The sequence below is a fragment of the Microcystis sp. M049S2 genome (assembly GCF_020245625.1).
Taxonomy (GTDB): domain Bacteria; phylum Cyanobacteriota; class Cyanobacteriia; order Cyanobacteriales; family Microcystaceae; genus Microcystis; species Microcystis ichthyoblabe_A.
Map to the genome: position 1 here is coordinate 47719 of NZ_JADBUN010000035.1, position 12875 is coordinate 60593.

General features: G+C 41.3%; 10 protein-coding genes. 6 read left to right on the plus strand and 4 right to left on the minus strand.

Annotated features, from left to right (window positions below; genetic code table 11):
• Positions 1–7 precede the first annotated feature (7 nt).
• Positions 8–475 carry a TspO/MBR family protein gene (locus tag IM496_RS03040; protein ID WP_002799098.1) on the plus strand — a complete coding sequence of 156 codons (468 nt, stop codon included), beginning with the start codon at positions 8–10 and terminating at the stop codon, positions 473–475.
• A gap of 616 nt (positions 476–1091) precedes the next feature.
• Here IM496_RS03040 and cobM read toward each other — a convergent pair.
• On the minus strand, positions 1092–1880 hold the full coding sequence (gene cobM / locus IM496_RS03045) for a precorrin-4 C(11)-methyltransferase (RefSeq protein WP_194018146.1): 789 nt from the start codon (positions 1878–1880) through the stop codon (positions 1092–1094).
• 195 nt (positions 1881–2075) lie between these two features.
• On the opposite strand from cobM, the gene IM496_RS03050 reads away from it, so the two are divergent.
• From IM496_RS03050 to IM496_RS03060, 3 genes are all read left to right on the plus strand, one after another.
• Positions 2076–4694 (plus strand): replicative DNA helicase, encoded by a 2619-nt coding sequence (locus IM496_RS03050; RefSeq protein ID WP_194015016.1) that lies wholly within the window; start codon positions 2076–2078, stop codon positions 4692–4694.
• A gap of 1 nt (position 4695) precedes the next feature.
• Positions 4696–6273, plus strand: a complete 1578-nt coding sequence (locus IM496_RS03055) for a glycosyltransferase family 39 protein (protein WP_287661194.1) — start codon at positions 4696–4698, stop codon at positions 6271–6273.
• Positions 6274–6365: 92 nt separating this feature from the next.
• Positions 6366–7682 carry a family 10 glycosylhydrolase gene (locus tag IM496_RS03060; RefSeq protein ID WP_194015012.1) on the plus strand — a complete coding sequence of 439 codons (1317 nt, stop codon included), beginning with the start codon at positions 6366–6368 and terminating at the stop codon, positions 7680–7682.
• 508 nt (positions 7683–8190) lie between these two features.
• Here IM496_RS03060 and IM496_RS03065 read toward each other — a convergent pair.
• Positions 8191–8364 carry a hypothetical protein gene (locus IM496_RS03065; RefSeq protein ID WP_184891232.1) on the minus strand — a complete coding sequence of 58 codons (174 nt, stop codon included), beginning with the start codon at positions 8362–8364 and terminating at the stop codon, positions 8191–8193.
• Between the two features lie 184 nt (positions 8365–8548).
• Between IM496_RS03065 and IM496_RS03070 the strand changes: the two genes are divergently transcribed.
• The gene (locus IM496_RS03070) at positions 8549–10264 is read left to right on the plus strand and encodes a pentapeptide repeat-containing protein (protein ID WP_287661196.1); all 1716 of its coding nucleotides are present in this window, start codon (positions 8549–8551) and stop codon (positions 10262–10264) included.
• A 620-nt stretch (positions 10265–10884) separates the two neighbouring features.
• Here the strand turns inward: IM496_RS03070 and IM496_RS03075 are convergent.
• Together IM496_RS03075 and IM496_RS03080 are read right to left on the minus strand one after the other, a co-directional pair.
• On the minus strand, positions 10885–11220 hold the full coding sequence (locus tag IM496_RS03075; protein ID WP_002748301.1) for a XisI protein: 336 nt from the start codon (positions 11218–11220) through the stop codon (positions 10885–10887).
• Positions 11208–11624 carry a XisH family protein gene (locus tag IM496_RS03080; protein ID WP_002800967.1) on the minus strand — a complete coding sequence of 139 codons (417 nt, stop codon included), beginning with the start codon at positions 11622–11624 and terminating at the stop codon, positions 11208–11210. The genes IM496_RS03075 and IM496_RS03080 overlap by 13 nt, the downstream gene beginning before the upstream one ends.
• A 467-nt stretch (positions 11625–12091) precedes the next feature.
• Between IM496_RS03080 and IM496_RS03085 the strand changes: the two genes are divergently transcribed.
• Entirely contained in the window at positions 12092–12817 is a 726-nt protein-coding gene (locus IM496_RS03085; protein ID WP_002751646.1) for a 2-phosphosulfolactate phosphatase family protein, read from the plus strand.
• Positions 12818–12875 lie beyond the last annotated feature (58 nt).

Consider the following 12875-nt stretch of genomic DNA (forward strand, 5'->3'; position numbering starts at 1 on the left):
TAAAATCATGATTCCCTCTTGGTTGCTTATCGGTGTCGTCGGATTTTTGGTAGCGTTAGCTGGGGGATTACTCAATTCTCGCGATGTGCGTTGGTTTGCGCGATTGCGTCGTCCCGATTGGTTAACCTTTGAAAGATTAATCCCTCTTATCTGGACAATTATCTATATTTGTGGGGCAATTTCTGCTTATTTAGTCTGGGAAGCTCAACCGGCTAATCGCTGGTTTTTGATGGCTTTTTATCTGTTGGTGGAATTGACTATTACTGCCTATACTCCCGTCACCTGTAAACTACGCAGTCTCAAAGCGGGAACGATTATCGGAGGTACGGGTTTTTTCTTGGGTTGTCTTCTGGCGCTATTGGTTTTCCCTGTTTCTTCTTGGGCGGGCATCCTACTCCTACCCTACCTGATTTGGAGTCCGATCGGTACCTATGTGACTTGGGAAATGAGCCATCTCAATCCTCGGGATGTCTAGATAGGGTTTGCGGCAAAAAGTTTCTTGTGGTGGCAGGGTGTGGGGTGTGGGGTTTAGGGTGTAGGGTTTTACCGATTTTGAGGACGTTCGGCGAGCTCAGTCGAGCCGGGGTCAATTACCTAATTTTCAGGGAAAAAGTCCAGGAATTTTCCCCCCGATCACTCCCATCGCCGGTACTTTTTGATTTCAAAAAAGTCTAAAGATATTATCCAACAAGGTTTTTAGATTTATTCAGCGAACCCTAGACAGATAAAGTGGGGTGGGTTAAAAATTAACCCATCCCACAGATATTATTGCCATCTACCAACTTACAAATCTAGACTGTTTTTTGCGCTCCAACTCTCTCTACCTTTACCTTGGCAGGACTGGAGCAATCAAGGAAGTTAGGAACCTCCTGACGACAGTGAGGACAATACCAGTAGGCACGACCAACCACAAGGTGACGAAGGGTAATTCCCGAACATATAGGGCAGTTGTGCATGGATTGTTAGACTAATTTTAAAAGCTTTTAAAATTGCCCTACCTCCTACTGCGATTTTAAACAAAATCGCCGCTCTTTAAATCTATCTTTAGGTAGAAACCTAGTGTTTCTTTCGATAGACTTCCCAGAAAATACCTAAGAATGAGGACGGAAAAGATGGGAGTGTTGCGGGTGATAAAGTTGCGATCGAGTTCCTGTAATCTGGTTTAAAGCGGGACTAATGAGATAAAGGGTAGTTCTAGTTAAATTTTCTCGATGGGTTAGTTGGGCCATCTCTGACAGGGGGACAACCCAGATTTTTTCGTCGGGCCAACCGAGACGGAAACAAACGGCCACCTGTTGCTCTGCCGGATAGTATCTTAGGAGTTTTTCCTGGGCTTTGTCAACGTGACGGGCGGCTAAATATAGGCATAAACTGGCTTTATGAGCGGCTAAAGAGGCTAATTCTTCACTTTCTGGCATGGGAGAGGCTTTTCCTTCCACCCGGGTTAGAATAATTGTCTGGACTAATTCCGGAATCGTTAATTCTAGGGCCAATTTGGCCGCTAATCCTTGGAAGGCACTAATTCCGGGGATTAGCTGAAAGGGGATATCTGCTGCTGTCAAAAGCTCAATTTGCTCTTGGATGGCACTATAGAGACTTAAATCCCCCGATTGCAGTCGCACCACCGCTAAACCCCGACGCACGCGATCGATTATTAAAGGGATAATTTCCTCTAGGGTGATGCTACTGGTGGGAATTAACTCGGCATCTTTACGGGTATCCTCAAGAATCTGTTGGGGGACGAGGGAATCAGCAAAGACGATAACATCGGCTTTTTGGAGAATTTTATAGGCTTTTACCGTCAATAATTCCGGATCTCCGGGTCCTGCACCAATAAAGTAAACGGCCGGGGAGAGCGCAGAGGAGTCAATTAAAGTCATACTAAATCCTGTTTACAAGGGAAGTGGGGAAGTGGGGAAGTGGGGAGGTGGGGAAGTGGGGAAGTGGGGAAATTTCAACTAAAACCCCAAAACCCTAAAACCCCAAAACCCAACCCCGATCATTAACCTGAACATTTGTATTTAATTACCGTGAAACTGACTATAATTAATGATAAAGCACAGTCAGCATTGACAATGATTAGCGATCAATCCCTCCCCCCCCAAAATATTGAAGCGGAAGAATCTATCTTAGGTGGTATTTTACTAGATCCAAAAGCTTTAGGTAGAATCAGTGATTTTTTAATTCCAGAAGCTTTCTATGTGAAAACCCATCAAGATATTTATCGTGCGGCGCTCGCTTTACAAGGGAAGGGAAAACCGACGGATTTAATGACGGTTAGCAGTTGGTTACAGGATAATCATCTGCTGGAAGAAATCGGGGGAATGCCGCGATTGTTACAATTAATTGAGCGCACTGTCTCGGCTGCTAACATCGATCGCTATGCGGAATTAGTGATGGATAAATATATGCGTCGTCAGTTAATTTCCACCGGGGGAGAAATTATTGAGTTAGCCAGGGATACGACGCTAGAATTAGAAAATGTTTTCGATGAATCGGAACAAAAGATTTTTCGTCTCACCCAAAAACGACCCCAGGAGGGTTTAATTTTTCTGGGGGATACTTTAATCGAAACTTTTAACGAGATTGAGAAGATGCAGGAAACGACCACTCTACCCGGTATCGAAACTCAATTTTATGATCTCGATGCGATGACCAGTGGTTTACAACCCTCGGATTTAGTTATTATCGCGGGTAGGCCTTCCATGGGAAAAACTTCTTTTGCTCTTAATATTGCCTATAATATCGCTCAACAGAATTTACCTGTAGCTATCTTTAGTTTGGAGATGTCCAAGGAACAATTAGCCCAACGTTTGTTATCGAATGAGGCTAAAATCGAAAGTAATCGGATTCGCTCGGGCCGTTTGGGACAAAATGATTTAGAGAAGGTTCTTGGGGGACTAGAAAAGTTATTAAATTTGCCCATGTATATCGATGATAGTGCCAATTTAAGTGTGCTTCAAATGCGTTCCCAAGTGCGGCGTTTACAGGCGGAAAAAAAGGGACAAATGGGCTTAGTTTTAATCGATTATCTGCAATTAATGGAAGGTGGAGGTGATAATCGCGTTCAGGAAATTTCTAAAATCACCCGCAGTCTTAAGGGTTTAGCGAGAGAAATTCATGCTCCAGTAATTGCTCTTTCTCAGTTAAGTCGCGCTGTGGAATCTCGCAATAATAAAAGACCGATGATGTCCGATTTACGCGAGTCGGGATGTTTAGCGGGTGATAGTTTAGTTGAGTTAGCAGAACCTCGTGCTAAAGTGCCAATTTGTCAGTTAGTGAATTGCTCTAATTTTACGGTTTTTGCTCTTAATGAGGAAACAATGAAATTAGAAAAAGCACTGGTAACTAAGGTATTTTCCACAGGATTTAAGCCAGTTTTTCGATTAACAACTCGTTTAGGTCGCACGATTAGAGCTACAGGCAATCATAAGTTTTTGACTGTCCACGGTTGGCAAAGATTAGATGAATTAAATATTGGTAATTATATCGCTTTACCTCGCTTTTTACCTAGTTCACAATTACAAACTATGAGTAATGCTGAATTAGCCTTATTAGGTCATCTAATTGGTGATGGATGTACCTTACCACCTCATAGTGTTCAATATACGACTAAAGAGTTAGATTTAGCCAATTTAGTTGCTTCTTTAGCGATACAAGTATTTGATAATCGAATTAAGCCTCGAATTAGTCCTGAACATCAATGGTATCAGGTTTATTTAACAGCGAATTATCCCTTAACTCATAATATTAAAAATCCTATTTCTCAATGGTTAGAACGTCTAGGAGTTTGGGGGTTACGTTCCTATGAAAAATTCATTCCTCCTCAAGTTTTTGAGCAAACTCAATCAGCAATAGCCTTATTTTTACGTCATCTTTGGAGTACCGATGGTTCCCTTAAATTGGTTCAAGGAAAATCACCTCGTCCTATGGCTTATTATTCTAGCAGTAGCTTAAGATTAGCCCAGGATGTACAATCGCTTTTACTAAGAGTAGAAATTAATGGAAAGCTATCGAAACACTCACAAACAGGAAAAGGACGAGATCAATACCATGTTACAATAACAGGTAAATCAGACTTGAAGAAATTTACTGAGATTATCGGTGCTGTTGGCAGCTATAAAACCCAGTCTTTACAAGAAATAACTACTTATCTTCAAAATCACCAAGCTAATCCTAATAAGGATATTATTCCTAACGATATCTGGCGATTATATGCTGTACCCGCTATGGAACAAAGTGGTTTAACTACACGACAAATGCAAGCTGCACTGGGTAATCAATATTGTGGGACAAGTTTATACAAATCAAACTTAAGTCGAGAAAGAGCCAATAAATTAGGAGACATTCTTGAATGTTCCCAAATACAGCACTTAGCTGATAGTGATATTTACTGGGATGAAGTTATGGCAATTCAAGCGGATGGAGAGACAGAAGTGTATGATTTAACAGTAGATAAACTGCATAATTTTATTGCCAATAATATCATCGTCCATAATAGTATCGAACAGGATGCGGATTTAATTATGATGTTATACCGAGATGAATATTATAACCCCGACAGTCCCGATCGAGGTGTGGCCGAAGTAATTATTACTAAACACCGTAACGGTCCCACCGGCACAATTAAGCTACTTTTTCAACCAGAATTTACCAAGTTTCTTAATCTTAAACAAAGTCGCTCTAATTATTAAAATGCAAGCAAATATTAATTATAAAAAGACCAATTGGCTCTTAATACTTTTGGCAATTATCCTAACTCTCGGTGTGGTTTTTCGTTTCGCAAATATCGATAAAAAAATCTATTGGCATGATGAATCCTACACCACGATTAGAACCACTGGTTATCAAGCCAAGGAAATCGCCGATACTATCTTTCAAAATCGTCTTTTATCTACCACAGAATTAGGAAAATTTCAACAACTGAAACCCGAAAGCAATGTTTTTGATACAATAAAATCTCTCGCTAAAGAAGACCCTCAACACCCACCTTTATACTTTATTATCTCTCGCTATTGGGAAAAAATATTCGGTTTTTCTCCCGTTTCTTCCCGCAGTTTAGCGATTGTTTTTAGTCTTCTCTCCCTGCCATTTATTTACTATCTATCCCTAGAATTATTTGCAGCAAAGTTAACGGCAATTTTAGCAGTAATTTTATTGGCACTGTCCCCAGTTGATATAATATTTGCTCAAATGTCTCGTCAGTATAGTCTTTTAGTTTTGTTAACGATAATCAGTCAATTACTACTGTTAAAATGTCTCAAAAAAAGAACTATTGTTAATTGGTCTTTATATACCCTCTCTAATACTCTCGGACTCTACACCCATCTCTTTTTTATTCTCAACTTATTTGCTCAAGCAACCTTGATAATTTGGTATCTTGTTATGAAACCAGAGCGAAAAAATAACTTGATATTTTTCCTGTTATCTGGGTTAACAATGATAATTTTATATATACCCTGGTTACAGGTTTTTTTAACTAACTCTCAAAGAGCCTTTAATTCCACCAGTTGGGCTGCCGTTAACTATCTCGATTGGGGATTGTTCAGTAAATTATGGCTCTTAACTTTTACTTGTCCATTTAGCGATAGCGATTTTGGTTTTAATAACATCTTCACCTATATATATAGACTGATTTTTTTAATCTTAATTATCTATGCTTTTTATCAAGTTTATCGCTACAATAACCCGATAGTTTTTACTTTTCTGATTACCTCAACCCTAGTACCTTTCCTAGCTTTAGTCATTCCCGATCTAATTTTGACCACCACTAGATCAACTGTCACCCGTTATCTAATTGCCACCTTTCCCACTATCTATATAACTGTGGCTTTTTTCTTGTCACAATTGCTTAATCAAGGTAGAATTTTAGGTAAAATTATCTTGACTTTTTTGTTAACTGCTAGTATAATATCGAACTTTAATAATGCTCTTTCCGAAACCAGTTGGGCAAAAGTTCCTAGTTATTGGAATGGCGAAGTTGCCAGAAAAATCAATGCTGTACCCAATGCCATTATTATCAGCGACGAAGGTAATGACTGGACTAACTTAGGTGATTTGCTTTCCCTTAATTATCGTCTTAATGCTGATGTACAATACTTCCTGACTACCACTAACCCCGATACCGATAAGTTAAAAGAAGTCCTAGAAATTCCCCAGGCCAACTTATTTCTTTTTCGTCCTTCCCATCGGTTATTACTTGCCTTAAAGCAATTCGATGTTCGTCGTGATGATTTCTATCGTCAAGGTCAATTGTCGCGAGTGAAGAAATAAGCAAATATATATTTTTGGTCAATCTAGCCTGAAAGAGTTGAGCAAAGCTGTTATTATAACCAGTTAAAACCGTTAATCTTCACCTTAAAGAAATGACTTTTCTAATTCCGACCAGCGCTTGGCGGCAAATTCTTAAAAAGCTCCCTATACTACTATTCTTAGCATCTTTTCTAATAGTCCTACTATTAGGCTATTTTTCCGCTGCTTTCTCTCAAAGTCGAGATCCTGATATTCGCGGTGTTTGGATTACCACCAACGATACTGCGATGCTGATGGACAGGGATAAACGACAACAGGCGATCGAGCAATTAGTTAATCTTAATTTTAATGCTATCTATCCCGTGGTCTGGAATTCCGGTTATGCTCTCTATCCTAGCGCGATCGCTCAACGGGAAGGAATACAGCCTTTTGTGCCTACGGGAGCGCAGGGACAAGATATCTTGGCAGAAATGGTGGAACAAACCCGTGGAAGGGGATTATTGGTCATTCCTTGGTTTGAATTTGGATTTATGGCCCCTCCCACCTCAGAATTAGCCTTAAAACATCAGGACTGGTTAACCCAAAAACGCGACGGGGGGACCACTTGGGTGGGGGCAGCCGGTGAGGTGGTGTGGTTGAATCCCTTCCGTCCCGAGGTGCAGAATTTTCTGCGGGAATTAGTCTTGGAAGTAGTGAGACAATACGATATTAACGGCATCCAATTCGACGATCATCTGAGTTTACCGAACGAATTCGGCTATGATCCCTATACTATCGCCCTTTATCAACAGGAAACCGAAAAAACGCCCCCAGCTAACCCCCGGGATCCCGAATGGACAAAATGGCGGGCCGATAAAATCACCGCTTTTCTGGCTAATCTCAAAGAATCAATTGAGGCAATTAAACCGAATATACTGCTTTCGATCGCCCCTAATCCCTACGAATTCGCCTATAATGGTCATTTACAGGATTGGCTCGGTTGGGTGCGGCAAGGATTAGTCGATGAGTTAATCGTACAGGTTTATCGTCCCGATCTGCCCAGTTTTCTCAAACAAATAGACCGTCCCGAAATTCAGGAAACCCAGCAAACTATCCCCACCGGTGTGGGGGTTTTAACCGGTTTACGCAATCGACCGATTGCCCTACCCTTTATTGAAGAAAAGGTATTGGCTGCTCGTCAACGGGGTTTAGGGGTGATTTTCTTCTTTTATGAAAGTCTCTGGCAGCAAGCTTTGGAACCTCCAGAAACCAGAAAAGCGGCAATTCAAGCGCTGTTTTCCCAACCCATCACTCCCCGTCTTCCCGTGGTGGAAAATATTCCCTTAGTTAGTACACCTGAACCTGTTGACCAGCCGGAACTAACCCCCACACCTCCCCCCTTAGCGCCGGACGGGATCGAAATTCCTGTAATTCCCCCTCCGGGTAGTTAATAGCAATTTTTGCCCATAAAAATTAAAGATGGAATCATCGAATTTTGAGTTAGACTTACTCATTCTCTGCTAAATAGGCTCTGCTGAATAAATGTGAAATATAGACGAAATAAGGGTTTTAGGGGACTGTTTTGCGAAAAAGGTGCAAGATTTTGAGAGAATCGTGGCTCAAAAACCTTGTATCTTAACCGGCGATCGCTCCTACTTTTTCAGCCAACCCATAATTAATGGGAAAGGACTTGACTTTGCCGGCGACTTGCGCTATGCTTTTCTTATAATCGGAATCTGTGCAAAATTTTTTTAGACGCAAAGATTTCCATGGTGAATAAAATCTTTTAAAAATATTATCCCAAAATCTCCCGATAAAAGCAAGCAAAATTTTGCCGATAATTGTTAAGTTTTGTTAACAAAGAAATACAGAGATCAGCAAGGTAAAAAAATCGAAATCTCTTGCTGATCTTGTTTGTCGCCTAAGCTATGATTAGGTTAGGCGAATTTGGCGCTTTGACTAATTGTTAGTGCTAACTTCCGTGGTTTCAACAATTGCCGTCGGTTGGCAGGGAGTAGGTGGAAATTTCTCTGGAAAAGAGAAGCCTAAAAATGATGCGATCGCAAATATGGTGCTGATAATTTTGGCAAGACTAACAAGGTCTTCTCTGTACTTTAACCAATATTTATACATAATCATCAATCCTTTTACTTAGGAGGTGAACTATCTTTAGATTAAAAAAATTCTGATTATTTGTCGTTACTCAAAAGTCATGAAAATGGTACTTTTTTTAGGTACTCTCAAGTAACCCGACAGGGTACTGAAAAGTAATCTTAAGTCCTGCAACCCTTAAAAAATGATGATGAATGAACTAAAAATGACTGAAATTAAAACCCTTTCATGGACTGAATTAGAAATGCTGGTTAATGATCTGAAAAAAAAGCATACAAACAAGGGATTAACGGACGTGGAAACAAAAATATTAAAAGGTGTTTTTGATGATAAAACATATCGTGATCTAGCGGAAGAAATTAGGACAGAAGAACAGTCAATCAAGAATGCGGCTTCTAGTTTATTTAAAATCTTGTCAGCGCAAACAGGTGAAAAGATTGGAAAGAGTAATCTGATTACTGCTTTAAGTCGATGTACATTACAACCAGAATGTAATCAAAAAAACACAAATTATGACGGAAAATTTTCTGGTGCTGTGGTTTTTACTGCTTCTGAAAATAAAAAGAAACAGATATTAACGATATTAGAACTTTTAAGAAAAATAACCGATGATCAGGAAATAACAATAACTGACATAGAACAAGGTAGTATCAAATTAACTCTCAAGGGTTCTCAAAAAAGTTTAGAAAAAATTGAATCCCTATTCAAATCGGGTGACTTGAACAAAATTTCGGGAGATATTACAGTTGAAAATGTTCAATTTACCGAAGATAATTGTTTAGCTTTTACCATAGCAGGTGATGTTAATGCAGATGAGATAACCTATTTAAAATCTACTATCATAGGACAAAATTTAGCAGAATCACCAAAGCAACTGGCAGAAGAATCGTCAGCAAACCCCTTGATTGTCAAGACAGTAAGTACAAATGAAGCATCTAAAGAAATTAACAATAAACTAATTGAATCTATTAAAAAACCTAACTTCCCCCAGCGCATTATAAGAAGATTTGGAAGGATTCATCTGAAAGAGGCTAACCTGAGTGGTGCTGACCTGATTGAAGCTGACCTGAGAAAGGCTGACCTGAGTGGGGCTGACCTGAGTGGGGCTGACCTGAGTGGGGCTAAACTGAGTGAGGCTATCCTGAGTGGGGCTTACCTGAGTGAGGCTATCCTGATTGAGGCTATCCTGAGTGAAGCTGACCTGAGAGGGGCTTACCTGAGAGGGGCTATCCTGAGAGAGGCTGACCTGAGTGGGGCTGACCTGAGAAGGGCTGACCTGAGAGAGGCTGACCTGAGTGGGGCTGACCTGAGAGGGGCTATCCTGAGTTGGGCTATCCTGAGTGGGGCTGACCTGAGTTGGGCTATCCTGAGTGGGGCTGACCTGAGTAAGGCTAACCTGAGAGGGGCTATTCTGTGGGGGGCTAACCTGAGAGGGGCTATTCTGTGGGGGGCTAACCTGAGTGGGGCTAACCTGAGAGGGGCTTTCCTGAGTGGGGCTGACCTGAGTAAGGCTAACCTGAGAGGGGCTATTCTGTGGGGGGCTAACCTGAGTGGGGCTAACCTGAGTGGGGCTAACCTGAGTGCAGCTATCCTGATTGAGGCTAACCTGAGTGGGGCTAACCTGAGTGGGGCTAAACTGAGAGGGGCTATCCTGATTGAGGCTGACCTGAGTGGGGCTAACCTGAAAGAGGCTATCCTGAGTGGGGCTGACCTGAGTGGGGCTGACCTGAGAAGGGCTAACCTGAGTGATGCTAACCTGAGTGGGGCTAACCTGAAAGAGGCTATCCTGAGTGCGGCGGAAGTTAAAAAGGCTATCTTTATCGGTGCAACGGGGATCACCCGTGAACAAAAACAGGATTTGATTCGACGAGGGGCAATTTTTGGGGATAATTCTAATGATCGCAGTAAAGTATTAGTTTAAAACAGCCTTTGATATCCACCTTCAGCAGAGATTTAGGTAGGGTTGGCTGAATAAATGTGAAATATAGACGAGATAAGGGGTTTGGCAGCCTGTTTGACCAAGCAGCTGCAAGATTTTCAAGCTGGTGGCTCAAAAACCTTGTATCTTAACCGGCGATCGCTCCTACTTTTTCAGCCAACCCATAATTAATGGGAAAGGACTTGACTTTGCCGGCGACTTGCGCTATGCTCTTTATATAATGGGAATCTATGCAAAATTTTTTTAAATGCACAGATTCCCATTATGAATAAAATCTTTTAAAAATATTATCTCAAAATCTGCCGATAAAAGCAAGCAAAATTTTGGCGATAATTGTTAAGTTTTGTTAACAAAGAAATACAGAGATCAGCAAGGTAAAAAAATCGAAGTCTCTTGCTGATCCTGTTTGTCGCTTAACCTTATGATTAGGTTAGGCGAATTGGCTCTTCTGGTTTTTGTGTGGAAGGAAGAAGAATAGGGATAATTTGGGTGCATCTCAATTTTGTCGAAATATCTATAGGACATTTTGGGCGCACGCGGTGCGCCCCTACCATTGGCGCAATAATATTATTGTAGGGGCGAATTGCATTCGCCCTCTTTGATTAACCCACCGCAAACCCTGTATATTCTCTGACTAGGGGTTCATGAAAGGCTAAAACAATATCTTCTTTAGGAACACCTAAATTAACTAATTCATTGGCAATTCCCACCTCAGTGCCATCATGTTGTATCCAGATTTTACCCTTTTTAATATCGAGATGCAAAACACAACCATGATATCTTCGTCTATTTTTCCAGCCAACATACATCAATTGATAGTGATCGCCAACTGTATCAAAAATCAATTGTTGTTCAATCGGATCTTTAGATGAACCTATCTGAGAATATTCAGTAATGACTTGCTTGACATAGTGACGATATTGTTCTAATTTTTCCATTCGACAATTACCTCCCCAATCGGATCATAAATAATCAGGTAAATTTGAAATCTTTTAACGACAGTTTGAATAAATCGCAATTCAAAAAAACTATAATAAATATCTAAGGGAACAGCTAAATATAACTGTCTTTTAGGTTCTTTTTCTTCTAAAGCAACACGATAATTAAAGAATTGTCCAATGGCAGTATGAAATTCAGAAATGCTTGATTTACCGATAAAACTTTTAATTTCAACGGCTATCTTTTCATTGTCTTTTTCTGCGGCTATCAGTTGCTCTGCTCCTAAATCGACATACATTTCTACATCACCCACTTCAATCCTTAAAGGGTCATCCGTAATGAGCCAACCCTCTTTTTCTAATCCTTTTCTCACTGCACCATGAAAACGATCTTTAGCAGACATGAATCTTGAAGTTAGCAGGCATAATAATTGTTAATTATAACATTTAGTCATGACGAGCGACAGGGTGAGAGCATCTCAAACTCTATTGACAATTGGCCAATTTTGTGATCCGCGTGGGCATTTCAAGTAATAAGGGACTTGCGTGAGAATAATATCCCAATCGATCGGAGGGCGCAAGCTTTGCGCCCCTACAGTAACGGATTTTGTCCACAATGTAGGGGCGAACTGCGTTCGCCCAAAAGGTACATTATCAAAGCGCAAGTCCCTAAGCTAAGACGTATTTAAACCGCTTATTCTTAGATTAGCCCCCCCCTTGCCTGATCTCCACCAGCAATTTGAATGACGAACAGCTTAACTAGCTGACATCCATCGTGATAAAATCGGCCTTGTCTTTCTTCTGCCAGCGCAACGCCGAGCGGCGGTATGTTGAGCTTATTTCCCCTTTTACTTTTTACTTGGTATAACTCGTGCAGGTTTTCATTTATCATACTCCCGAACTTACCCCCGTCCATACTCTACCCGATTGCGCCGTCGTTATCGATGTTTTAAGAGCGACAACCACGATCGCCACTGCCCTCAATGCCGGTGCGGAAGCAGTGCAAACCTTCAGCGATCTGAAAACCCTGATGCAGGTGAGCGATACCTGGCAACCGGAAAAACGTCTCCGGGCAGGAGAAAGAGGTGGCGCGAAAGTAGAAGGCTGCGATCTGGGCAATTCTCCCCTCGATTGTACCCCTGATTTAATGAAAGGTCGTCGTCTGTTTATCAGTACCACTAACGGCACTCGCGCTCTGCAAAGAGTGGAAGAATCCCCAATCGTGATCACTGCGGCCATGATCAATCGGCAAGCTGCCGTTAATTACTTATTGGATAAGCAGCCCGATACCGTCTGGATTGTTGGCTCTGGTTGGGAAGGGGGTTATTCTCTGGAAGATACGGCCTGTGCTGGAGCGATCGCCGATGCGCTACAAGAACAATCGGGGCAAATGGCGATCGGGAATGATGAGGTTATCGCCTCGATCGCCCTTTATCGTCAATGGCAAAATGATCTTTTAGGAATGTTCCACAGTTGTAGTCACGGTCAGCGCCTCTTGCGTCTCCACTGTCAAGAAGATTTAAAATACTGCGCTAATATTGACTCTCTTGATGTTTTACCGATCCAAAAAGAACCGAGCATTTTAGTCAAACTTTAGACATTATCACCCAGAGAAAGGGTCATCAGTGCCGGTAGGAGTATCGATCCTAGCCGGA